Raw genomic sequence first — 24538 nt, forward strand, 5'->3', positions numbered from 1 at the left:
CGCATTGCCCAGCCAGCCCCTTCTATAAAATGACCTCATGCAAAAGTCATGGCTCATTTTCATCCTCGCGCTGTGTGCGGTGTTTACATCAGCACAGGCCGCCCTGCCCGCCAATGCAACCCCCGCAGTGCAAGACCCTGCCCTGGTGGTCGCCGAAGTCGAGGACTTCCTGCATTCACAGGCCAGCACTTACCCCGGCTCGGTCCAGGTCACCGTTGAAACGCCGCGCATACAGAACCAGCAGGCCTGTGATCAGCTGCAAGCCTATCTACCCTCAGGACAGCGGCTGCGTTCACGCATGTCGGTGGGTGTGCGCTGTGTGGAGCCCGCCGTATGGACGTCGCATGTAAAGGTCACCTTGAGTATCCAGGGCTATTACTATGTGGCCAATCGCAATATGGATGTCGGAGAGGTGGTGTCGCTCGATGACATGGCCGCCCGCGAAGGCGACATCCTGCGCCTGGCCAGAAATATTGTTTTCGACCCCAGTCAGGTGGTCGGCTATATCACCAGCCAACGCATACGCGCAGGCAGTCCCATCAAGTCCAGTGCCCTGCGCGACCCTGAGTCGATACAGCGCGGCCAGGTGGTACGCACAGAGGCTCGGGGTGCCGGCTTTGTCGCAACCGGCGAAGGCCAGGCCTTGCAAAGCGGCGCGCCTGGTACCCAGATCCAGGTGCGAGCGAGTTCGGGACAAGTCATCAGCGGTGTGGTGGTCAATGCCCATACGGTCCGCATAATCATGTAAGCAGACGCTGCCTGAAGTAAGCGCTGGCAAAAACAAGTATTAGCCCTAAAGTTCGTGGGTTTTCGACCGTAAAAGAACTGAGCATACGCAGTACACTAGCTGCAGCATTCCGGAGAAAACACTTGAAAATCACATCATCCCCCCTGAATACCCCGACCGGCCCCGTGGCAGGCACGCGGAGCGATGGCGTGAACAACACGAATGTGCCGGCTTCCGGTTCGGCGGCCAGCGGCAAGCCCTCGGTCGACCTCAGTAGCGCCGCAAGGCATTTGTCCAGTCTCGAAAACGCCGACAATGACGTCGACGTGGCGCGTGTCCAGGAACTGCGCGATGCTATCGCGTCCGGACAACTCAAAATAGACCCCAGTCGCATAGCCGACGGCCTTCTGGCCAGCGTGCGCGACCTGCTCAAATAGACACCTGATGAACAGCACGATCGCCCAGCTGCACACCTGCCTGGAACACGAAACAACCCTGGTGCGCGAGTTTATCGAGCTGCTTGAATCAGAAGCGCAGATACTGGCCAACGGCGTTGCCGAAGACGCACTTGCAACGAGCACTGCCAGAAAAAACATCTACGCCGCGCAACTTGCCCAGGCAAGCGAAACCCGTCAGACCATGCTGACCACGTTGGGTTATGGCGCCGACCGTGCTGGCCTCGAAGCCGCTACCGACAAGCACCCTGCCCTACGTGCTGCCAGCGAGCAACTGCTGGAACAAACCCGCCAGGCCAGCGAACTGAACGCCTCCAACGGCCTCATTATCGATACGTTTCTTGAGCATAACCAGCAAGCGCTGGAGATGCTACGCACCTTGGCTGGCGCCGAGAATCTGTACGATGCCAAAGGACGTACCCGCCCGGGTGGCAAGACGCAAAGCACGAATATTAAAGCCGGCTAAGGTCCAGGGCGCATAAACTCTTTCAGCGCAAACAACTTGAGCAATGCTGGCGCCCAACACGAGGGCGGCAGCGTTGCCTTGCCCACCAGACTTGCCGCCACGGAACGAGCCATACGCGCCGAGCTGCCCTGACTCAGATTCCAGGCGGCCATGGCACACTGTATTGCCACCATCGCATGCTCCTGTTCCGATTCAAAGGCACGACCTTGTTCCAGCAACCGCCACATCTGCGGCGTTTGCCGAAGACCTGAACGGGCTTCGCTACGAATGAGCAGACAGGCTGCCAGCCAGGAAACCACTGCACCATCTTGAGGCTTGGCCAGACCATATAGTGTCTTGATCAGACTGCCATCCTGGCGCCGCAGCACCCGCAACGAGACCATATGTAAATTCAGGGGTGCTTGCTGGCGTGCAGGCAAAATCACCGGGCAATATGCAGCCCATATCACCAGATCCGGGGCGGCTACGCCGGCGATAGTATCAAGGTCGACTGGCAGTTCGGCCGCCGCCAGCGGCTGATGCGGCAAAGTCTTTGCCAAAGCACCCACCGTAGTCGCACCATCATCGACAAACACTCGAGTAGCACCAAAAACCTGGGCAAGCCAGCGCACGCCGCTGCCGTTGACCTTGCGCCATAAGGCCTGGCTGCCGCCCTCAAACACATGCATGAGCGAGCCTGTAGAACTTAGCGCAGCGATCTGGCGCAACAAGGCATCGCTTGCGGATGGAGCCGCCGAGGCCGATTCCCCGGTTGATGATACCCAGCCGCCAGAAAAAGCCAGTTGCTGTAATGGCGTGGTCAGGGCCTTGCCCTGCCCGCTCAGCAGCAGGCTTGCCCGCACATGGCCTCGCAGACCATTTTGCAAACTCAAGGGACACTGATCGTGGACCGCCAGCAACGGTCCGGCCTCGCCCGCCTGAGCGTTATGAGCGACCCGTTCCAACTGTCGCAGGCGGCCCGCAAGCCTAGCCGCTCCATCCGACCCGGCTGGCGCACGCCATAATTCGTAGGCTTGAGCCAGGGCAACATCGTCATCCACAAAGTCGCAGGCGGTCTGCAGATCGTCCATTGCCAGTGCACTGCCCGCCGCCCCACCCGTCACCGAGAGCAGGCCCGGCAGCCATTGACTACGACGCCGATCCGCACCGGCCTTGACGTCCTTGTCGTTGCTTGGCTTGCTCAGCGACATCAGCGCCGCAAAATCGGCCTCGGTGGGCGCATACAAGACACTGGCCGGATTGCTGTGCGCCAGGGCCTGATCGACCAACTCGGCCGAATACGCCGGCATTAGGTCTTCCGGTACCTTTTGGCCGGTCGACACAAAATGAATCGGCAATTGATATCGCAAAGCAGTATCGAGCGCCGCGCCCATCCGGCTGGCTTCATCCACTTTGGTAATGATGCATCCCGCTGGCGGCGAACCGCCGTCGTTGGCATAACTGCGGGCTACCTCGTCCAGGGTATCGCCATGGCTGCTGGCATTCAGCACCAATAAGCGGCTGATTGGCCGGCCTGCGCCCGCCAGCATAGCGGCCTGCTCGGCAATATAGTGATCACGCTGGCTGATGCCAACGTTGTCGATCAATAGCGTCTGGCCGGGGTTTGTCTGTCGAATGATGGCCTGCAGTTCATGCACGTCCTGCGCCACATGTACCGGCACATTCATCATTCGACCGTAAATCTTCAGTTGCTCATGTGCCCCGATCCGGTAGGTATCGGTAGTGAGCAACACCAGGCTGTCCGGGCCGGCACGGCGCAGGCAGCGTGCCGCCAGCTTGGCAATCGTGGTGGTCTTGCCCACTCCTGTAGGCCCCACCAGTGCAATGGCACGGCCGCTGGTCCATAAATCGTCTTCGCTACCCAGCACCGGCAAATGCGTGATGAGTTCCTGGCGGGCCCACTGCACGGCCGCCTTGCCTGACAGCCCTTCCGGCAGACGCTTGAGCATGGCACGCAACAACGCCGTGCTGAATCCGAAACCGAGCATGGTCTGGAATAGCGTTGCCGCCTGGGGAATCCGACGCAAATGGCTGCCCCACATCAAATCATCCATGCGCGCTTCCAGAGCGCCCCGCATGTCGCCAATGGCACTCATGACCTCAATACGGGCATTGCTTGCGGGCGGCATGGCCGCGCTTGACGGCATCTGTGGCACATCTGAAGCAGCTGCTTGAGCCGATGTCGCGTCAGTGGCCAGGATTTCCACCCCACCATTGACACGTCGGTTGGACACGATCAGCGCGTCAGGCCCCAACGCAAGACGAACCTGGCGCAGTGCTTCGCGATTGGTGCTACCCAGAAATCGACTGATGTTCATTGCGTCGCCCCACCTATCTGGGCAGTAATTTTGAGTATGCGCTCATCCGGTATTTCGGCATTGGACAGAACCCCCAGCTGCGGAAAATGGTGGCGCAGGAATCGGGATAACGAAGCCCGCAGCACGGGCGGAACCACCAGTACGCTGGCATCGCCATTGGTCTCTTGCGTCTGGACAGCGCGTTGGGCGTCCGTCAACACGCTTTCAGCCAAGCCAGGCTCTAGCGCGCCGCTGGTGGTCAGGGCTTGAGTCAGGACACGCTCGAGGCGTGGGTCCAGGCCTATCACGCGTAGCTCGGCGTCACCCGGAAACCATTGCTGCACAATCGCCCGGCCCAGTGCGACACGCGTAAGGGCCAGCAGTTCGTTGGCATCGGGCCCGGATCCAGCCGGGTTCAGCGCTGCCAGACGCGGTGCGTGTTCGGCCAAGGTATCGATAATGCTGCGCATGTCCCGAATAGGTACTTCTTCATCCAGCAAGCCGCGCAGTAGTTTTTGCAGCATGGTGAGGCTGATGGTCTTGGGCACCAGGTCTTCCACCAGCTTCGGTGATTCGCGACCGATGTGGTCAAGCAATTGCTGGACTTCCTGCCGGCCCAATAGTTGCCCGCCGTAACGATGCATCAGGTGATTCAGGTGCGTAGCGATGACAGTGCCTGCATCGACCACGGTGTAGCCTGCGATCTGGGCTTGCTCGCGCATGGCAACGTCAATCCAGACGGCAGGCAGGCCAAAGGCCGGATCCGTCGTAGCCGTGCCAGGCAGCTTCATGCTTACGCCGCCAGGATCGATTGCCAGCCATTGCCCGGGCGTGGCCACGCCGTGTCCGATCTCGACACCAGACAAGAGAATACGGTACTCATTGGGCTTGAGCTCGAGGTTATCGCGTATGTGCACCACTGGTGGCAAAAAACCTACCTCTTGGGCGAACTTCTTGCGCAAACTGCGTATGCGATGCAGCAACTCGCCATTCTGGGCATGATCCACCAGCGATATCAGGCGATAACCCACTTCCAGACCCAGCGGATCCACCAGCGCCACATCGTCCCAGCTGGCTTCGGCCGCCGCGGCTTCCACCGCCGCTTGCGCCTTCGCGGGCTCCTCGGCCTGCTGTTCCTTTTCTGCCTGCTGGCGCTTGTACATCAGCCAACCGCCGCCCGCCATGGCAGCCGCCAGCAGCAAAAAAGCAATATGCGGCATGCCCGGTATCAAACCCATGGCGCCCATGATCCCAGCCGTAATGAACAGCACGTTGGGGTTGGCAAACAACTGACTGACCATTTGTTGACCAACGTCCTGGTCGGTCGCCACGCGTGACACCACCACACCTGCGGCGGTCGAGATAACCAGAGCCGGAATTTGAGCGACCAGACCATCGCCTATGGTCAGCAGCGTATACACGTGCCCGGCTTCAGCGAACGAAAGGTCGTGCTGACCCACGCCGATGATCAGACCACCAATAATATTAATGATCATCACCAGCAGGCCCGCTACGGCATCACCGCGCACAAACTTGCTGGCCCCATCCATGGAGCCGTAGAACTCGGCTTCCTGCGACACCTCGGCGCGGCGCCGACGCGCCTCCTCCTCGCCCACCAGGCCAGCGTTCAAATCGGCATCGATGGCCATCTGCTTTCCTGGCATGGCATCCAGGGTAAAGCGCGCGCCCACTTCGGCAATACGGCCCGCACCCTTGGTGATCACAATAAAATTGATGATAACCAGGATAATGAAGACCACGATACCGACGGCAAAATTGCCACCCACCAGAAAGTGCCCGAAGGCCTCAATAACCTGGCCGGCCGCGTCCGGCCCCTTGTGTCCATGCAGCAGTACCACTCGGGTCGAGGCCACATTAAGCGCCAGCCGCAGCAATGTCGCAAACAGCAATACAGCGGGAAAGGCGGCGAAATCCAGCGGCTTCTTGGTAAACATCGCCACCAGCAGAATCATGACCGCCAGCGAGATATTGAAGGTGAACAACAAATCAAGAATAAAGGCCGGCAAGGGCAGGATCATCATGGCCAGCACCATGAGGATCAGCACTGGGCCGGCCATCAGGCGGGCGTGGGCCGAGCCATTGTCTTTAAGTAATGCAATAAAACTGTTCATGATGCGTGGGCGGGTGCCCCGTTAGTGTGCGCAGGATCAAATTCTGCCGGTACAGGCAGACCGGCAGGCCGCACAGGTTCAGCGCCCATGCCACTGTTCCAGCTGCGCAGCTGAAAGACCCAGGCCAGGACCTCGGCCACTGCGGCATACAGGTCGCCGGGTATTTCCTGGCCCAGCTCGACATGGTGATGCAGGGCGCGCGCCAGGGGCGGCGCGCTCAGCATGGGAACCTTATGCTCTTGCGCCAGCTCGCGGATGCGGGCAGCCACCAGGCCGGACCCCTTGGCCACGACGCGCGGTGCGCCCACCTGGCCTTCTTTGTAGGCAAGCGCGACCGCATAATGCGTAGGGTTGGTCACGATGACGTCGGCACCAGGCACCTCGGACATCATTCGGCGGCGTGCCATGGCGCGCTGCTGCTGGCGTATGCGACCCTTTACATGCGGATCGCCATCGCTTTCCTTGTGCTCTTGCTTGACGTCTTCGCGCGACATGCGCATTTTCTTGTAATGGCTATAAATCTGCCAGGGCGCATCGATCAGCACAATCAGTATCAGGCCACCCACAATCAGTGCGCAGCACAATGCCACCAGACCCATCCCTCTGGTCAGTGCTTCGGAGACCGTAGCGTGCATCAGGGAAATCATCTGATCCAGGTAATGCGACATGACCATCACCGCAACAATGCCGATGACCGAGGCCTTGGCCAGCGTCTTGATCAGTTCCACCAGAGTCTGCGCCGAAAACATGCGGCCCACGCCTTTGATGGGGTTGAGCCGTTCGAACTTGGGCTCCAGCGCCTTGCCCGACAACAGGAAACCGCCCAGCGCCACGGACGCCAGTATGGCCACGACCACCAGCACTGCGAACAGCGGCAACAGTTTCATGACGGCTTGCAGTGCCGAGGCGAACGCCACCGCCAGCATGACATCGGTATCGTGTCCGACCCGCAGGTCAAACCACAATCCTGTACGCAGAATATCGGTCAGGCCTTCGTACAAGCTGGCGCCGCTCAGCCACAAGGTGGCAACGCCAGCGGCCAGCAGCAAAAAGGTATTGAGCTCGCGCGAGCGCGCAACCTGCCCTTCCTCGCGCGCCTTTTCCAGGCGCCGGGGAGAGGCGGGTTCGGTTTTTTCGAGGTCGCTGTCCTCTGCCATTCAGTGCCAGTGCTAGTTCTTGCGTTCAAAGACCAGAATCAGTCCACGCAGATTCTAGGTCCAGACACCGATGGCCGAAGGCCCGAGCAAACCGGATAAATGCGCCTAGTTCGCCCGGAGGGAATGGCGGGCCTGCATCAGCGTGCGGCCCGGACAGTCAAGGCGGCTCAAAACCCCAGGTTGGCCAGCAGATCGTCGACCTGGTCCTGACTGGTGACCACATCGATTTTTCCTTGCGGGTTGACTTCGGGGCCATTCAACAAAGAGACGGCCTCTTCGCGCTTGTCTTGTGGAACGTTATCGATAAGAACCTGCACCAGCTCTGTTTCGATGGCTGAAATCACGCCCAGCATGCGCTTGATGACCTGGCCAGTAAGATCCTGGAAGTCCTGCGCCATGATGATCTCGAGCAGCTTAGCCTGGGTATCCTGTGTGGTTTCAGGAACACTCTTGAGCATTGCCCGGGTGTCGTCGACCAGTTCACGCGCCTCGTCCAGCTCCACAGGATGATCGAACCATGCTTGCCAGCGAGCGTCCAGCACCTGCGCATCGCGCTGCAGGGTTTCCTGCAAGGGCTGCACATGCTCGGCTGCATTCAGCACACGATTAGCCGCCTGTTCGGTCATGCGTGCCACATAATGCAGACGATCACGTGCGTCGGGAATGGCATACGCTGCATCCTTGATCGCCTGATCCAGGCCAAGCTCGCGCATGCTTTCGCGCAGCATGCGCGTAAGTGATGCAATACGATGAATCAGATCATTCGACGCATCAAAATTCGCCGGCAGGCCCATGGGTTTGTCTGGGGTGTCCATGAGGTCTCCTTATGATCCGATTTTCTCGAAGATCTTGTTCAGTTTCTCTTCGAGTGTTGCGGCGGTAAAAGGCTTGACTACATAGCCACTGGCACCAGCTTGCGCAGCGGCGATAATGTTTTCCTTCTTGGCTTCAGCCGTTACCATCAACACAGGCAACCCAGCCAGCGCGGCGTCGGCCCGTATATGCTTGAGCATGTCCAGACCATCCATATTAGGCATATTCCAGTCCGAGACCACAAAATCGAAACTGCCGTTGCGCAGTTTCTCGAGGCCCATTACGCCATCCTCAGCTTCATCGACGTTGTCAAACCCAAGGTCTTTGAGCAGGTTTTTGATGATACGACGCATGGTCGGAAAATCATCAACCACCAGTATCTTCATGGATTTCTGTACCACTGATCATTCTCCAAAATATTGAACCACCGGTCGGCGCAAAGCCTATACCCGGTGACCATAAGAGCCCGCGCTTGCCAATATGCGCGCACTCATTTCCGACAAAGGCACCGCGACGTCTGTTGCACCAATGTGCAATGCCTCGCGCGGCATACCGAATACAACGCAACTTGCCTCGTCCTGGGCAAAAGTCTGCGCACCCGCCTGCCTCATGGCCAGCAATCCCAGGGCGCCGTCCTTGCCCATGCCGGTCAGTATGGCGCCCACTGCATTCCTGCCTGCCACCTGGGCCGCCGAATGAAACAGCACATCTACTGACGGCCGATGCCGGTTGACCGGATCGGTATACTCCAGCTTGACGACATAATTGGCCCCCGACCGGGCCAATTTCATATGGGCGATACCGCCGGGTGCCAGATAGACATGTCCCGGCAGCACACGCTGACCGTCCTCGGCCTCGTGCACCTGCACGGCGCACAGGCTGTCCAGCCGCTGCACAAAAGACTTGGTAAAGCCCGCCGGCATATGCTGAGTGATCATGATGGCCGGGCTGTTGGCCGGCAAGGGTTCCAGCACCTGACGTATGGCTTCGGTACCACCGGTGGAAGCCCCTATCATCACCAGTTTTTCAGTGCCTGAAAAAACATACGTCAAACGCTGGCGTGACGCTGCTGTGGCCGCTGGCGCCGCATTGCGAGGCCTGGAGTGAGCGGCCGCTCGAATCTTGTCGGCGATCAGCAGGCTATATTCCATCAGGCCATCACGCAGGCCCAGCTTGGGCTTGGTCACAAAGTCGACCGCACCCAACTCCAGCGCGCGCAGTGTGACTTCCGAATTGCGTTCGGTCAGCGACGACACCATCACCACGGGCATGGGGCGCAGGCGCATCAGGCGTTCCAGAAAATCCAGGCCATCCATGCGCGGCATTTCGACATCCAGTGTCAGCACATCCGGATTATGCTGCTTGATCAGTTCGCGGGCGATCAGTGGGTCTGGCGCTGACGCCACCACTTCCATATCGGCCTGGCTGTTGATGATTTCAGCCATCAAGCTCCGCACCAGCGCAGAATCGTCCACGCACAAAACACGTATTTTCTTCATATGCTCAGTATCGACGCAACGCGGCATTGCCGGCGACGATCATAGGCTTCAAGTCGCAACATAGACGGTTTGTCCCTGCAGGCGAAAAGCCTTGGTCAAATAGGTAAAGTTCTCGGAATGACCCACGAACAGCAGGCCGCCGGGCTTGATCACGCTTGCAAAGCGTTCGAGCAGCTTGGTTTGTGTGGCCCTATCAAAATAAATCATGGTGTTGCGACAGAAGATGGCATCGAACTTCTGCTCCGTCGGCCAATCCGGCGACAACAGATTCACGACGTCGAAATCGATCATATTGCGCAAGATGGGCTTGACGCACACCATGCCTGTCCGACGGCCGATTCCCCGATAGAAATACTTGTGCAGATAGGCTTCGGGCACGGCTTTGGCGCGCTCATCCGAATACACGCCCTCGTAGGCAGCCGCCGCGGCACGCGTATCGATATCCGTCGCCAGAATCGACACCTCAGTGTCGGGCACCGCGCGACTCTCGCGCAGGGTCATGGCAATTGAATAAGGCTCCTCGCCCGTGGAGCTGGCACAGCACCATACCGAAAACGGCTTCTTTCTGGACTGCGCAAATTTGGCCAATATGTCGAAATGATGCTGCTCTCGAAAGAAAGCCGTATGGTTGATGGTAAAGGTGTTGACAAAGACCTCCCACTGACCGGACTGTGGGTTTTGCTCCAGGTAATCCAGGTAGAGTCGAACCTCCTCCAGTTTCATCGCCCTGGCTCGCGTGGCCAGTACGCGCTCGGCCATCTCGCGCTTATGTTCGCCAAGCACAATGCCGGCGCGTTTATGCAAGATACGCGCGGCGCGCTCGAAATCCTTAGGCCCGACCTCGGGCAGGTCGGGCATAGTGAAGATGGACTGCGCCAGGGATGACATGATTTATGTGGTCAGCTTGAAAACGGCTACCGCCTGGGCCAGGCGCGAGGCCTGCTCTTGCAATGAACCGGCCGCCGCAGCGGCCTCCTCGACCAGTGCCGCATTCTGCTGCACCACCCCATCCATCTGTGTAACCGCCTGATTGACCTGCTCGATCCCGTCGGACTGCTCGTGCGAGGCCGATGCAATCTCGCCCATGATGGTCGTCACACCCTGCACCGAGCCGACCACCTCGCGCATCACCTCGCCCGCCTGGCCCGCCTGCTGCGCGCCCGCCTCGACCTTGTGCTGCGACTCTTCAATCAAGCCCTTGATCTCTTTGGCCGCCTGCGCACTGCGCTGCGCCAGCGAACGCACCTCGCCCGCCACCACGGCAAAGCCTTTGCCCTGCTCGCCGGCGCGCGCTGCCTCGACCGCGGCATTGAGCGCCAGAATATTCGTCTGAAATGCTATACCGTCGATCACCCCTACGATCTCGGCCATCTTGTGCGAACTGGCCGAAATTTCACCCATGGTATTCACCACCATCGAGACCGCCTGGCCACCACGCTCGGCCACGTCCGAGGCACCCTTGGCCAAGGCATCGGCCTGCAAGGCGTTGTCCGTGTTCATGCGTACCGTGGATGCCAGCTGCTCCATGCTGGCCGCCGTCTCTTGCAGCGAGGCCGCCTGCTGCTCGGTGCGGCTGCTCAGGTCGGTATTGCCCATGAAGATCTCGCGCGAGCCCAACGTGATCTCTTCCACCCCTTCGCGCACCGTGCTGACCGTGCGCGTCAGGCTTTCCTGCATCCGGCGCAAGGCCTCGTACAGCACCCCGATTTCGTTATGCGACCTGACCTCGACGCGCTGCGTCAGATCACCGTTGGCGATGCGGTCGAAGTGACGGCCCGCTTCTCGCAAGGGACGCAATACCATGCGGCCCAGGAACATATAAGTCAGCAATGCAATCAACACGCACACCGCCATGGCGGCGCCAACCAGCTGCAGCACCAGCGTGTAATGCTCGTCCTCGCTTTGATAAGTGCGGTCGATCAGATCTTTTTGATAAGACTCGAGACTGCCCAGGGCGCTGTAAAGATCTTCTTCCAGGAACAGCGTGGTGCCGCCCAGAAACTCATGGTACTCGGCAACCTTGCCCTGCGTAAGCAGATCGAGCAAGGGCAGCACGCCTCCTTCCATCAGCGTTTGATAGCCGTCGATCACTCGCGCGTAACGCTTTTCCGGGTCGAGCGCCTTGGCGGCCATCTCGCGATAGCCGGCAAAGCGCACCAGCGATTGATCATATTGCTGGCGGGCTTCTTCTATCAGTGCCCGTGACTCATCGCTAAGGGCCGAAGCGGCGGAATTGCCGCCCATGCCGCCCCATTCGCTGGCAATCGCATAGCTTTGCTGGTCGCTATTGACCATATAGCTGGTCACTGCCCGGCCCAATATCGTCTGGACGTTCTTGTAGTTATCAATCACCGAGTACAAGCTGGCGCCCAGACGCTGGTTCATAACGATTTTGTCCAGTGCCTTGTGGTTTGCCTGCAGCGACAACACGCCCAGTGCCGCACCAGCCAACAACATCATCAAAAAGAAAACCAGCACCAGAATCAGGCTGCTGCGTATCTTCATGTTGGTGAAAAACTTGAACTTTCGCATGTGAACCTTATACCCAGGTGATGCGCGCCACAGCACCGGTGCCGTGCCCATCATCTAGATAACCGCCGTTTCGACCAAAGCCATTTCTTCGCTGGTCATAAGTTTTTCAATATCGACAAGAATGAGCATGCGCTCGCCCAGCGTGCCTATGCCCATCAGGTACTCGGTGGAAAACGCCGTGCCGAACTGCGGCGCGGCGCTTACTTGCGACTGCTGCAGCATCAGTACATCGGACACGCCATCGACGACCACGCCCACCACCCTGGAATTCAGGTTCAGGATCACCACCACCGTCTCGTGGTTGTACTCGACACTTTCAAGATTGAACTTGATGCGCATATCCACGATAGGAACGATGATGCCGCGCAAATTGGTGACGCCCTTGATAAAAGACGGCACGTTGGCAATGCGTGTAACGGTTTGCGCGTCGTAACCGCGAATTTCCTGCACCTTCAGGATGTCTATGCCATATTCCTGCGCGGCCAGCGTAAAGACCAGAAACTCCTGCCCGGTAGTATCGGCGTGCTCGGTGTTGGATTCGAACTTGGTGAACATTACTTTCTCCGAAACTTCAGTTAGTCGTTAGATCGTGGTTTTGTCGCGCGTGACGCGCATCAGGGCAAAGACGTCCACAATCAGCGCCACACTGCCATCGCCCAGAATGGTGGCAGCAGACACGCCGGGTATCTTTCGATAATTTGATTCAAGATTCTTGACTACCACCTGGTGCTGCCCGATGAGATGATCGACCAACAAGGCAAAGCGTACGTCCTCGGCCTGCAGGATCACGGCAATGGAGCGAGTGATATCCGTAACGGCGTCATCCACCGCAAAGACTTTGTGCAAGGCCACCAAAGGCAGGTACTCGCCCCGCACATGCAGCACATGTTCGGTATCGGAAATGCTGCGTATCTGTTCAGCCGACGGCTGCATGGATTCGGTGACATGACTGAGCGGCAGAATAAAGGTTTCTTCTCCTACCTTGACCGACATGCCATCCAGGATAGCCAGCGTAAGCGGCAGGATGATGCGCGTGGTCGTGCCCTGACCGGGACGGGACGCCAACTGTATATGGCCGCCCATGCCCTGGATGTTCCGCCTGACGACATCCATGCCAACGCCGCGCCCGGAAATATCGGTAACCTTTTCGGCCGTAGAGAAACCCGGCGCAAAGATCAGCTGCCACAGCTCTTCGTCGGGCGTATGCTCGCTAACCGCCATACCTTGCGCCATAGCTTTCTTGAGAATGCGCTCACGGTTCAGGCCGGCGCCATCGTCAGACACCTCGATGACGATCTGGCCGCCATGGTGCTGCGCAGACAACATCATGTGTCCCTCGGGGTCCTTGCCGGCGGCAGCACGAGCCTCGGGCGTTTCGATACCGTGGTCGATACTGTTGCGAACCAGGTGAGTCAGTGGATCGATAATGCGTTCGATCAGGCTCTTGTCCAGCTCAGTGGCCTGACCATGCGTGGTCAGCCTGATACGCTTGTTCATCTTGGTGGCACTTTCGCGCACGACCCGTGGGAAGCGGCTGAACACATAGTCCATGGGCATCATGCGTATGGACATCACCGCTTCCTGAAGGTCGCGGGCATTGCGCTCCAGTTGCTCTATGCCGTTGAGCAGCCTGTCGTGCAAGACGGGATCCAGCGTAGACGAACGCTGCACCAACATGGCCTGAGTAATCACCAGTTCACCGACCAAGTTGATGATCTGGTCGACTTTTTCGACTCCGACGCGTATGGTGCTGCTGGACGGTGCTGCTGCTTTCTGCGAAGTGGCCGGCTTACCGGACACTACAGATTCTGAGGCCGCAGACTCTGACGGCGCGGGTTCTGAAACTGGCGGCGCGGGCGTGGCAGGAGCAGATGCTGGTGGTATCTGATCCTTAGCCACCAAGGCGGCTACCGGCAATTCAAGCCGCATCACACTGACTTGATCAGCGCTAACGATAAAACAACAAACAGCCTCCAGGTCATCGGCGGACGCCGTCGTGTCCAGCCATATGCTCAGACTGTCTCCGTCACGTTCCTGGTGCAACACCTGCCCCAGCAAAGCCATTTCGGCTGCCAGCGCGTCGGCATCTTTGCAGTTCACCCGGCTCAGACTGATGCATAAGGGTAAAGTGGCCGCCGTCTCTGGAGCTGAGGCGGCAGGCGCGGAGCCGGGCGCCAGCGATGGCTCAGAAGCAGGCGCCGGCGTTGCGCCAGGCATGGACGCCGGGCCGGGCTCGAGCGCTTGCCCGGCCTGCTCCAGCGCCAGTTCGCGCAACTGGGCACAAATACGGTCGTAGGCGGCCACGTCGGGTTCTTGAGCACCGCGGTAGGCGGCAACTTGATCTGTCAGCACATCTTTGGTTTCCAGAAAGAGATCTATCATGTCTTTGCGCAAAGGCATCTCGCCCTGCCTGATGGCATCCAGCAGGTTTTCCAGCAAATGCGTCGTATCGGCAAGGTGGCCGAAACAGCCGAAGGTACCCGCACCGCCCTTGATGGAGTGCGCCGCACGAAAAATGGCATTAAGCTGGCCAATATCGGGGTCATCGATATCCAGCGCCAGCAAACACTGCTCCATATCGGAAAGCAGCTCCTCCGCCTCATCGAAGAAGGTTTCGAAAAACTGGCTGAGGTCGACGCCCGTACTCATGCTTACTTCCTTTTCCTGTAGAGCTGTCCAATAAATCGTACATGCCGCCGGCACGGACCGGGCTAGCGCATGGGAACGGGCAGCCCGGGAATGCCCGGCAGTTGCAGCGCCGGGCCCGGAATCGGGGCCAACAGCTCTTGCACATCAGCACTCGACTCACCGGAAGCATTCTGCTCATCAATACGTCGCTCGGCACGTTGATTCAGTACAACAATGCTGATACGCCGGTTAACGGCAGCGGCCGGATTATCTTTAATCAGGCTCACCGATGAAGACAAGCCCAGCACTCGCTTGATCTTGCTCTCGCCCATGCCGCCTGCCACCAGCTCCTGGCGCGCCGCATTGGCCCGATCAGCCGACAGCTCCCAATTGCTGTATTCGCGCTCACCCGAGGCATATTGAACAGAGTCGGTATGTCCCGCGATGCTGATGGAATTGGGCAAACGATTGAAGGTTGGACCAAGCTGGCGCAGTATGTCGCGCATATACGACTGCACCTGCGCGCTGCCAGTCGCAAACATGGGCCGATTCTGCTTATCGATAATCTGGATGCGCAAGCCGTCGGGCGTCATATCCAGCAGCAACTGCGGCCGGAACTGCCGCAAAACCGGATCGGTTTCTATCAGTATCTCGAGTTCGGCCTTCAGGTTCTCCAGGCGTTGAACGTCACGCAGATCTCCCTCGGTATGCGCATCACCGCGAGAAGCAATAGGACTGGGGTTTGGAATAATGCTGGAATCACCCGACGGGATCACACTGCTGCCCGTTTCGTTCTTGGGCCCACCCTTCACTGCCGTCATCAACGGCATACGAAAATACTCGGCCATTTCCTGCAGATCTTTCTGTGGCACCAAGGCCACCAGCCACATCACCAGGAAGAAAGCCATCATGGCCGTCACAAAGTCGGCATAGGCAATTTTCCAGCTGTCGTTATGCTTGACGCCTGCGTGAGACCGTTTGCGCCGGATGACAATGCGCGGCTCGTGATTCTTCATGCAAGCAACCTACGCCTTTTTACTTGCCGAGCGTGTTTGCCGGACATGGCTTTCGAGTTCCATGAACGATGGACGCGCATAGGAATACAGTACCTTGCGCCCAAACTCGACCGCCAATTGCGGCGGGTAGCCATTCATGCTGGCCAGCAAGGTCACCTTGATGCACTCGAGCACTTTCATGGACGCGACCGAGCGTCGCTCGATGGACGACGCGAACGGCGACACAAAACCATAAGCCAGCAGTACCCCCAGAAAAGTTCCGACCATGGCCTTGGAGATCAGATCGGCCAGGATGGCGGGCGGCTGGTCCACCGAGGCCAGCGCCTTGATCACGCCCAGCACGGCAGCCACAATACCGAAAGCCGGCAAAGCATCGGCAACCGCCCGCAGGGCGTTGGAAGGCACACTGCGTTCCTGGAAATGCGTTTCGATTTCCTGGTCCATCAGGGTTTCGATTTCGAAAGAGCTCATGTTGCCGCTGATCATCAGGCGCATGTAATCGGTAATGAACTCCATCAGATTTTCATCACGCAGGATGCGCGGATACTCGGCGAAAACGGGGCTGGATTCAGGCTCTTCAATATCTTTCTCGATTGCCATCAAGCCATCGCGCCTGGCCTTGTTCAGCAACACATACAGCAAGGCCATCAGCTCCATGTACAGCTCCTTGCTGTACGGACTCTTACGAAAGGCGATGGGCAGCGACGAAAACAGCAACTTGACCGATTTGCCGCTGCTGGAGGCAATATAAGCGCCCACCGCCGCTCCGGCGATCAGCACGAATTCAAAGGGCTGGTACAAAGCGCCCAGGTGCCCGCCCAGCATGACAAAGCTGCCGAACACCGAAACGAAAACAATCAGGAACCCTAGGACAATAAACACGGACACGCCTTCAATTTGCACGGAGGCTATATGATCGCCGCATTCAGCCCATACAAAAGCGATCGTCAAAGGGTGTTTTCGAGGCTAAATCCCCGCTCTGCGGGCAGACTAGCCGGCAGAGGCACCTGCCTGGCCCGCCGCCTTGCGCGCATTGCGCAGCGCCTGGGCGGGATTGGAAGACAAGCGCTGTGAACGAGCGCGGGTTTTTCCTGCACGGGGCGGAGGACGGCAAATGGCGCAGACAAAGTCATTTTGCGGATCGTGCGCATGTGACACGAACCCGCCTTTGCAACGCACACAATAAGACAGCTGCACCAGATTGCTATCAAAGAAGCGGATCAGCATCCATGCCCGCGTGAAGCTCAGCACAGCCTCATCGTCGCTGCCCTCACCCTTGCCCGCCGTGGCCTGCTCCAGATATAAGCGATACGCCTCGACCAAGGCATGCGCTTTCATGGCCGCCGTATTCCCGTCCATGAATCGATACAGACTATAGAACATGCTGGAATGAATATTGGGCAGCCAAGTCATGAACCAATCCACCGAAAACGGCAGCATACCCTTGGGTGGCGAAACCCCCTTGACCTCCCGGTACAAACGGGCAAGACGATCGTAACTTAAGCTGGTTTCCGCCTGCAACACTTGCAAACGAGCACCCAGGCGGATCATATCGGTAGCCAGGATGATGTCTTCGGCTTCCCGAGCAACGCTTTTTGTGGCCATGATCTACCTGCTCAAACTGCTTGTTCGGCAGGCTGCTGGGAAAGCAGTATGGTGGAATGCGCTTGTTGCAGCACACCGCCCAATACATCTTGCGTCAGTGACGACAACAGCTCGAAATCGTTAAGACGGAACTTGCACAACAAGGCGTTGGACGCCGACAGCTTTACAATTTGCGCCGGTGAAAGACGCATGACCAGTTCGGCCACATTAGAATCAAAACCCAAACGCAGCATACCTGCGGCAAAATTCTCACGCAGCAGACGCTGAGCGAGCATCATGTACGACAAATTGACTTCTTGAATATCGTTGAGTAATGAGTTGCCTGCGACAGACATTGAGCCATCTCCTGTGAGCGCTGAAGCCGGGCCAACAATCTGCCCGGCCAGCAGGGCGCATTCGTGCGAATACGCCTCCTATTGATACACCCAGCCCGTGCTTTTTTAAAATGCAACATAAAACAACAAATGTTTCTAAACTGAGTGGTTTCTATGTATTTGTTTCATAGAAACGGACAAATGGATGGTATCAAATATTCATATAAAATTACATGACAATATCAAGAAGTTACACAATATCTCCTAGTAGTGTGACATATAACAAACAATTACCAGGCAAAAAAACAAAGGCCGGTGTAACACCGGCCTTTTGATTTGTGGTCACCCTGCCATCCTGTTTGGGGAGGCAGAACGTGTGCAAACAGCATGCGTCCCTCTTAAAGACGCAAGCTGCTACTGGCTTAGAAGCGTACGCGCAGGTACACCGAACCGGCGTTGTCGCTGACACCGTTACCGAACTGGCCGTTGTAGCTCAGGCCCAGTGCGGTGTTCTTGCCCACGTTCATCTCGGCACCCAAGTCCACCACCGCGGCGTTCTTGGCGATCGGTGCACCGGCTACGCGGAAGGCATCCCCCGCACCCTGAATGAAGGACATCGAACGCGAGGCATCCACATCACCCGCAGCATGACGCCAGCCCAAGCCCGCCATCAGGCGCGCTTCAGACTTGCCTGTGGTGATGGTGGTCGCACCACGCAGACCCAGCGTGAAGGTGGTTACATCGTCCGTCTGGCTATCGCCATGCAGTGCTGCCGAACCCCCCTCCTCGTCAAAGCTCTTGGCCTTCTGGCTCATCCACGCCAGGCCCAGGTAGGGCTCGACCACGCTGGCCTGACCCACCGGAATGGCATAGCCCAACTCGGTGAACAACTGCGTCGTGTTCACGTCGTAGTCAGCCTTGAGCGTTTGTGAACCACCCACCGTCACGGTGCGACGGCTGTCGACTTCGTTGGTGGTGTAGGCGGCACCGGCCAGGAAGTTGACCTGACCCTTGGCCGTCTTCCAGCTATTGCCACCATACAGCGCAGCTGTGTAGCTGGTGACATCAGACTTGGAATTGCGGTCATTGACCTTCACATCGCCATCGGTAAAGCCCAGCGCTGCGCCCACGCGCCAGCCCTTGCCCACTTCGGTGTCGGCACCGATGAACAGGCCGGCTGTGTCGCTCTTGGCCTTGGCCGCATTGCCATCATCGTCCAGCTCGGTCCAGCTACCCACTACCTGTGCCCACAAGGGGTAGGCGTTGGATGTAGGCATGGAACCAGCCACCGCGCCCGACGCTTGCGCTGTCGGAGCACCGGCTTGCAGGCCAGCACCCAGGTTCGCACGCATGCGGTTGCTCAGTGTACGTGTGACCAACTGGCTGTTGTTCAGCAAGGCCGTTTGCGTGCTGCCGTGCAGCTCGCCAGACAATTGGTTAAGGGCATCCTGCATGTCGGGCGAACTGAGTACTGCGCCGGATAAGGCATTACCGCTAGCCGCCGACAGCAACCCATCCCATGTGGCATTCTGGTTGCTGGTCCAGCCCTTGCGCAGCTCGTCGATGGCTGCTGTATCAGGCGATAGCACGATCTTGACCGTGTTGTCGCCAAACTTAGCCGCATCCAGCTTGACCGGTACGCCGTTAAACGAAGCATCCAATGATTCACTGGCAAACTTGTTACCTTCCACAGCACTAATACCGTCGGCCTTCGCCGTTTCTACAATGGTGTAGTCGTGATTCAGCTTGTAACCGCCTGTGCCGTTCTCTTGCCCAACCACTAGATCAATGCCGCGCAGGTCAGCATCGCCTGAAGCGATCCTGATCAGGTCAGACTGGCCTGCCGCGTTCACTTCAGCCGCATAGGTACCGGTGAACTCGCCGATCGAACCGTAGGTTTGCACACCAATAGAGTTACCTGGGCCAAGCGTACCGCTACCTGAGACCATGCCAGCAATGTTCAGGTTGCCACCCAAGGTTGAACCCGAACCGACTTGTGCATCACCGGCAATCTGGATGGGTACACTGGTTGTACCGCCTTTCAGGATTGAACCGTTGCTCAGACCAACGTTACCGGCAATCGTCGTCGGTGTGCCCTGGCCGAAGTTGAACGACGCGCCATCCCCAACCACGTTACCGCCGATATTGGTGGGGCCGCTAAAGCTGAAGGCCGCGCCCGCTACGCCGGCGACAGAGCCACCAATGTCGGTGGACGAGCCGCTGAAAGCAAAGCTGGAACCTGGCGCACCAGCGACGGATCCACCAATACTCGTAGCACCACTGAAGCTGGCGCTAGAACCTTGCTGGCCGGCGACGTCGCCACCGATGTTCGTATTGCCGCTAAATGTAGTCGTGGAATCCGCACCCGACGACACGCTGCCGGTGATATTGGCGCCGTTATTGAAGGTGATGGTCGAACCTTCACCACTCGCAACGCTCCCGTCGATCTCTTCATCGGTGTAGTCTTGCGAACCACCGTCAGGCACAACAACAGTGGTCTTGTCGATCACGATACCGGCCCAATAGGCATCGGACGCTTTAGTTACGGTTACCTGCCTCGAGCCGGCTGCATCAAGTACGTTACCGGCCGAAAACGAGCCAGACTGCAGATTCAGTGCGACCGTACCATTCGCGCCACCATCCACGCCATCGGTAGTCTCGCGAGAGACCAACAGCAAGGTGCCGTCGTTCTGCGTCAGGTCGGAACCGCTGCCGATGTTGATAGTTTGGGTCCGATCTGGATTGCTGAAGCTCGAAATCAGTGACGAACCAGCCGCAACGACTGTTACGCCATTCAAAGTGGCCGTGCTTTGGTTATGAACACGCATGCCTGCTGAACCAGCACCTGTAGCCGTAATGCTGCCGCCTGTCATGTTCAGCGAGCTGCCACCCAGCAATACTACGCCATGTGCATTGGTGCCCGTGGTCTTGAAGTGACTATTGGTGGCAGTTGCTTTTCCACCTGAAGTGGTTGCACTATCAGAGCGGGTATGCAATGCGGAAGCACCCGCGCCGGCTGTGCTGATGTTTGTACCGGTGATTATTGCCTCGCTACCGTTCCGAACATAAGCACCGTGTGCACCATTACCTTTAGTGGCAACCGTGACCCCATCAGCCGTCAGTTTAGAACCATCACGGGAATATAAGCCGCTTGCCTCGACTCCAGAGGTAGTTATTAAGCTATTGGTGACACTGACATCGCCACCTTGACGAGCATACGCGCCATGGCCATACAGGCCCGTGGTATTAACCGTGACATTAGTGGCGGTAACTTTAGCATCTGAACCTCGGGCATACAGACCACGAGCATCTTGCCCAGCTGTTTTCAGCGTCGCGCCCGTCACTTCAATCTGCCCGCCGTCGCGAGCAAACACGGTACTGCTGCCTATCTTCGTAGTGGTGATGGTGGTGTTTGGATCAATGATGATTTTGGAGCGAACACCATCGACGTTAACGCCATCAGCCAAGGCACCGAAGGCCCAGTCGCCGGTGGTGGTTATCGTAGCCCCCGACGTGGTGATCAGCCCCCCAACCTCTGCCAGCAGCGCGGCCGCTTGCGTTCTGTTCAGCCGAGTGCTCTCGTCCTCACCAACATATTCAAAATGGTCACCTTCAATAGTGATTGCAGTATTGTTAACTTCAACGATACCGCCCGCATGCTTGGCGATGACGCCATGACCGCCGTGACCCCATTCGTTCACACTGCCAGTTGTCAAAATCGAACCACCATTGAGCGTAATTTTGGTTTCGCCGGCACCGTACTGATTCTCGGCGAACGCGCCAAAGCCACCGGCACCTGCTGTGGTTACCTTTGCCGTACTGATAATTTGACCGCCATTCTGGGCATACAGGCCCCAGGATTTATCGCCACCAGCTGTAACAGTACCGCCATTAAGCGTAATAACTGGAATCTGATCATCCGTAAGGCCGGCTTCAGCGTCGACTTCCGACACATAGGCGTGAACCACATGAGAATTCACGCCGGCGGTGGAAATGGCTGTATCCGTGGTTGTTACTTCGGCTCCCTTTGCTGCATGAATTCCACGAGTGTAGTTGTCGCCAGTAGCTGCGATGCGACCGCGCGTTGTGTTGACAGTAGACCCAGCACCGCTAGCATAAACCCCAAAGGTCATATTGCCTGTGCTAGTACCCTCACCGCCAACAGTCACGTCAGTATCGACCATGACGACTGAGCTGCCAACGTTTGGAACAGGCACCGATCCAGGAGTCTGGGTCGGACTTACTTGTCCCACGGAAATACCGCGGCCGTGCGAACCAGTTGTCTCAATCTCGACATCCGTAAGCTGGACATGGCCACCGTTGTAGGCAACGACTGCGTACGAGTAATCCTTATCGGTCGTTACAGTCAGCTCACTCGATGCTTCGATAACAGAACCGATGTTCTGCGCGAACAAACCATAAGACTCAAGGCCGGATGTAGTTACTGAGCCGCCAATCAATTCGATCTTGGGAGCATCTGCTGGTTTATCCTCAGTCGATGCACCGCTATACGCATGAACAGCGTTGGATAGTTCACCAGCAGTAGTTATTGCAACGTTGTCTGTAAAAATGGAAGCGTTGGTGGATGCTAGTAAACCACGCCCAAATTTGGCGTTATTGTTATCTACCCTACCGTCAGTAAGGTCAACGGTCGTTCCCGCGCCGTCTGCCCACACGACATTTGTAAGGTCACCAGTGCCAAGGCCGTTAGTTTCAGCGATAAATTGAATATTTTTAGCAGTAATGGAAGAACCGCTTGCTGCATGGACAGTACTAGAGTTATTACTTGAATTTATTCCAGTTTTAACGACATTCCCAATTAAAGGGTTCCCAGTTAAAGAAACTGAGCCACCATTCAACGCATGAATGCCACGAGTCTTGCCAGTGATATCGGTGCCAGTAACGATGGCAGTACTACCTGCGCCATCTACGACAAGGCCTTTTGCATTATTAGAAATTAGCGTTGCGCCTTCAAGAACAAGTTCGCTGTCAAATCGAACCTTAGCTGCATCGCCGTTCGCGTCCACCGTACTGTTCTTGTATGTAACAGAGCCGGAAGTTTCAGGCCCGCCAACCCCGTTCGTATCGCCAACCATCAAACCGATAGCACCGGTACCAGTAGCGTTGATGTTGGTACCGTCAAGCGTCACTATCCCGCCGTTATAGGCACGGACGCCAGCGGAGTTGGAACCTCCAAAGACGTTAATGACGCCACCATTAAGATCGACTGTACCACCAGCCCCTGCTTCTGCACCGAAGCTTCCAGGGCCATTGACATTAATCGTAACGCCGGTACCCGTAACGAGGCCTTCGATGGCCTGCACACCGTTACTATATTGACCGGCAGTAGTAATGACACCATCATTGATTGTTAGATAGCTGTACTTCCCACCGTCATCCCACGCTTGCGCGCCGTGAGCTCCAAAGCCAGCTTGCGCATTTGTTAAAATATCAACGCCTTCCAACGTGACATTTGAGCCATTAACAGAGCCTACGCCGCGCATTTTAGTGCCGTCGGCTGTAACGGTACCGCCGACAAGGATTTGAGTGGAATTATTAAAATAAACAACCCATTCGTTAGAACCCACGCTTGAGCGGCTGTAGTTTTGCCCAGACACCCGATCCGTAGGCGTGCACACATCTGCCAAGCACCGTAGGGTCGTCGTCTCCGCAGTTGCTGCGCTATAAACACCAAATAATGCCGCTGCCAACACCGTTGTCTGTAGCACTCTCTTTTTTGAGCTAATCCTGTTCATACCCGCTCCCTGTGCGATATCCAAAGCATTTACGTTGTAATTGCGTTCGTAACATTACAGATAAAAATGTAATATTTTTTATCCTTATCGGCAATTTAACCATACAAAAGTCACGTTTTGTAAGTAAATCAACAAAACACAGACCTAGGGTTATTACCTAGATTCGAAAGTCACCTTTAGAAACAGCCTCCATATAAATAATAATTAGATATTATTTAGCACTTGCAGCACTGGGGCATAACCCTTTAATTAACATGAAATTACGCCTTCATAGGCGCAAAAAAGCCTGGAATAAATCCAGGCTGATTTTTTTGTTTCTACAGGAAGACGTCGCTTTTCAGCAACGGATAAGCGGTGTTATTTGAAAACTAAAGTTCAAAATTCAAATTAAACACAAGGAAAATAATGTAACTACCACCTCATTAAACCGTAAACGATTCACCACACCCGCAGCTGGCTTTTTCATTGGGGTTGCTGAATTTAAAGCCCTCGTTCAGGCCTTCCCGGGCGTAGTCCAGCTGCGTGCCATCCACAAAAGGCAGGCTTTTTTGGTCTATGTACACCCGTACGCCCAATTGTTCGCACAATAGGTCGTTTGGATTAGGTTCATCGACGTATTCCAGTTTGTAGGCCAGACCCGAGCAGCCGGTGGTCTTGACGGCCAGGCGCAGGCCCAGGCCTTTGCCTCGTTTTTCGATGTAGCGGTTGATATGGTCAGCCGCTTGCTGTGTAAGCGTAATTCCCATGATTATTCCTGATGCTTTTTCCGGTAGTTCTGGACGGCCGCCGCGATGGCGTCCTGGGCCAGAATGGAACAATGAATCTTTACTGGCGGCAGCGCCAGCTCGTGGGCGATTTGCGTGTTGCGGATTTCGAGCGCCTGGTCTAGCGTTTTGCCTTTGACCCAGACAGTGGCCAGCGATGTAGCGGCAATGGCCGAACCGCAACCATAAGTCTTGAACCGCGCATCATCAATGATACCTGATTGGGGGTGGACTTTGATTTGTAGCCGCATGACTTCGCCACTTGCGGGCGTGCCGACCATACCAGTACCAACCTGGGGGTCGTTTGGGTCGAACGCGCCCGCGTTACGCGGGTTTTCGTAGTAATCCAGAACTTTGTCGCTATACGCCATGTTGCA

General features: G+C 57.0%; 20 protein-coding genes. 3 read left to right on the forward strand and 17 right to left on the reverse strand.

What is annotated here, in order from left to right; translation table 11 throughout:
* Nucleotides 1–37 precede the first annotated feature (37 nt).
* From flgA to ERD84_RS11720, 3 genes are all read left to right on the forward strand, one after another.
* Complete coding sequence (gene flgA / locus ERD84_RS11710; protein ID WP_130039783.1) at nt 38–748, forward strand: flagellar basal body P-ring formation chaperone FlgA; 711 nt, start codon at nt 38–40, stop codon at nt 746–748.
* Nucleotides 749–870: 122 nt separating this feature from the next.
* On the forward strand, nt 871–1164 hold the full coding sequence (gene flgM, locus ERD84_RS11715) for a flagellar biosynthesis anti-sigma factor FlgM (protein WP_130039784.1): 294 nt from the start codon (nt 871–873) through the stop codon (nt 1162–1164).
* A 7-nt stretch (nt 1165–1171) separates the two neighbouring features.
* Entirely contained in the window at nt 1172–1648 is a 477-nt protein-coding gene (locus tag ERD84_RS11720) for a flagella synthesis protein FlgN (protein WP_130039785.1), read from the forward strand.
* Here ERD84_RS11720 and flhF read toward each other — a convergent pair.
* The 17 genes from flhF to ERD84_RS11805 all read right to left on the reverse strand — a co-directional run bounded on the left by flhF (nt 1645) and on the right by ERD84_RS11805 (nt 24532).
* A complete protein-coding gene (flhF, locus tag ERD84_RS11725) occupies nt 1645–3966 on the reverse strand; it encodes a flagellar biosynthesis GTPase FlhF (RefSeq protein WP_130039786.1) in 2322 nt (773 codons plus the stop codon). The two genes, ERD84_RS11720 and flhF, sit on opposite strands and share 4 nt — an antisense overlap.
* Complete coding sequence (gene flhA / locus ERD84_RS11730; RefSeq protein ID WP_130039787.1) at nt 3963–6077, reverse strand: flagellar biosynthesis protein FlhA; 2115 nt, start codon at nt 6075–6077, stop codon at nt 3963–3965. The genes flhF and flhA overlap by 4 nt, the downstream gene beginning before the upstream one ends.
* The gene (flhB, locus tag ERD84_RS11735) at nt 6074–7234 is read right to left on the reverse strand and encodes a flagellar biosynthesis protein FlhB (protein ID WP_130039788.1); all 1161 of its coding nucleotides are present in this window, start codon (nt 7232–7234) and stop codon (nt 6074–6076) included. Before flhB ends, flhA begins: the two co-directional genes overlap by 4 nt.
* Before the next feature lie 167 nt (nt 7235–7401).
* Nucleotides 7402–8049, reverse strand: a complete 648-nt coding sequence (gene cheZ / locus ERD84_RS11740; RefSeq protein WP_180001954.1) for a protein phosphatase CheZ — start codon at nt 8047–8049, stop codon at nt 7402–7404.
* Nucleotides 8050–8058: 9 nt separating this feature from the next.
* A complete protein-coding gene (cheY, locus tag ERD84_RS11745) occupies nt 8059–8448 on the reverse strand; it encodes a chemotaxis response regulator CheY (protein ID WP_130039789.1) in 390 nt (129 codons plus the stop codon).
* Between the two features lie 42 nt (nt 8449–8490).
* A complete protein-coding gene (locus tag ERD84_RS11750) occupies nt 8491–9546 on the reverse strand; it encodes a protein-glutamate methylesterase/protein-glutamine glutaminase (protein ID WP_130039790.1) in 1056 nt (351 codons plus the stop codon).
* A 48-nt stretch (nt 9547–9594) separates the two neighbouring features.
* Nucleotides 9595–10434, reverse strand: a complete 840-nt coding sequence (locus ERD84_RS11755) for a CheR family methyltransferase (protein WP_180001955.1) — start codon at nt 10432–10434, stop codon at nt 9595–9597.
* Nucleotides 10435–10437: 3 nt separating this feature from the next.
* Nucleotides 10438–12078: a methyl-accepting chemotaxis protein gene (locus ERD84_RS11760; RefSeq protein WP_130039791.1), complete on the reverse strand. Its 1641-nt coding sequence runs from the start codon at nt 12076–12078 to the stop codon at nt 10438–10440.
* 54 nt (nt 12079–12132) lie between these two features.
* The gene (locus tag ERD84_RS11765; protein ID WP_130039792.1) at nt 12133–12633 is read right to left on the reverse strand and encodes a chemotaxis protein CheW; all 501 of its coding nucleotides are present in this window, start codon (nt 12631–12633) and stop codon (nt 12133–12135) included.
* Between the two features lie 27 nt (nt 12634–12660).
* Nucleotides 12661–14727 carry a chemotaxis protein CheA gene (gene cheA / locus ERD84_RS11770; RefSeq protein WP_130039793.1) on the reverse strand — a complete coding sequence of 689 codons (2067 nt, stop codon included), beginning with the start codon at nt 14725–14727 and terminating at the stop codon, nt 12661–12663.
* Nucleotides 14728–14789: 62 nt separating this feature from the next.
* Nucleotides 14790–15722: a flagellar motor protein MotB gene (motB, locus tag ERD84_RS11775; protein ID WP_130039794.1), complete on the reverse strand. Its 933-nt coding sequence runs from the start codon at nt 15720–15722 to the stop codon at nt 14790–14792.
* Nucleotides 15723–15731: 9 nt separating this feature from the next.
* Nucleotides 15732–16604 (reverse strand): flagellar motor stator protein MotA, encoded by an 873-nt coding sequence (motA, locus tag ERD84_RS11780; protein WP_130039795.1) that lies wholly within the window; start codon nt 16602–16604, stop codon nt 15732–15734.
* A 108-nt stretch (nt 16605–16712) separates the two neighbouring features.
* A complete protein-coding gene (flhC, locus tag ERD84_RS11785; protein WP_130039796.1) occupies nt 16713–17327 on the reverse strand; it encodes a flagellar transcriptional regulator FlhC in 615 nt (204 codons plus the stop codon).
* 11 nt (nt 17328–17338) lie between these two features.
* A complete protein-coding gene (gene flhD, locus ERD84_RS11790) occupies nt 17339–17662 on the reverse strand; it encodes a flagellar transcriptional regulator FlhD (protein WP_130039797.1) in 324 nt (107 codons plus the stop codon).
* Between the two features lie 401 nt (nt 17663–18063).
* Entirely contained in the window at nt 18064–22056 is a 3993-nt protein-coding gene (locus ERD84_RS11795) for an autotransporter outer membrane beta-barrel domain-containing protein (protein ID WP_167667402.1), read from the reverse strand.
* A gap of 1763 nt (nt 22057–23819) precedes the next feature.
* Nucleotides 23820–24143, reverse strand: a complete 324-nt coding sequence (gene iscA, locus ERD84_RS11800; protein WP_130039799.1) for an iron-sulfur cluster assembly protein IscA — start codon at nt 24141–24143, stop codon at nt 23820–23822.
* Nucleotides 24144–24145: 2 nt separating this feature from the next.
* Nucleotides 24146–24532 carry an iron-sulfur cluster assembly scaffold protein gene (locus tag ERD84_RS11805; RefSeq protein WP_130039800.1) on the reverse strand — a complete coding sequence of 129 codons (387 nt, stop codon included), beginning with the start codon at nt 24530–24532 and terminating at the stop codon, nt 24146–24148.
* Between the last annotated feature and the right edge of the window lie 6 nt (nt 24533–24538).

The organism is Pollutimonas harenae, from assembly GCF_004153685.1.
In the GTDB taxonomy this organism is placed as follows: Bacteria; Pseudomonadota; Gammaproteobacteria; order Burkholderiales; family Burkholderiaceae_B; genus Pusillimonas_C; species Pusillimonas_C harenae.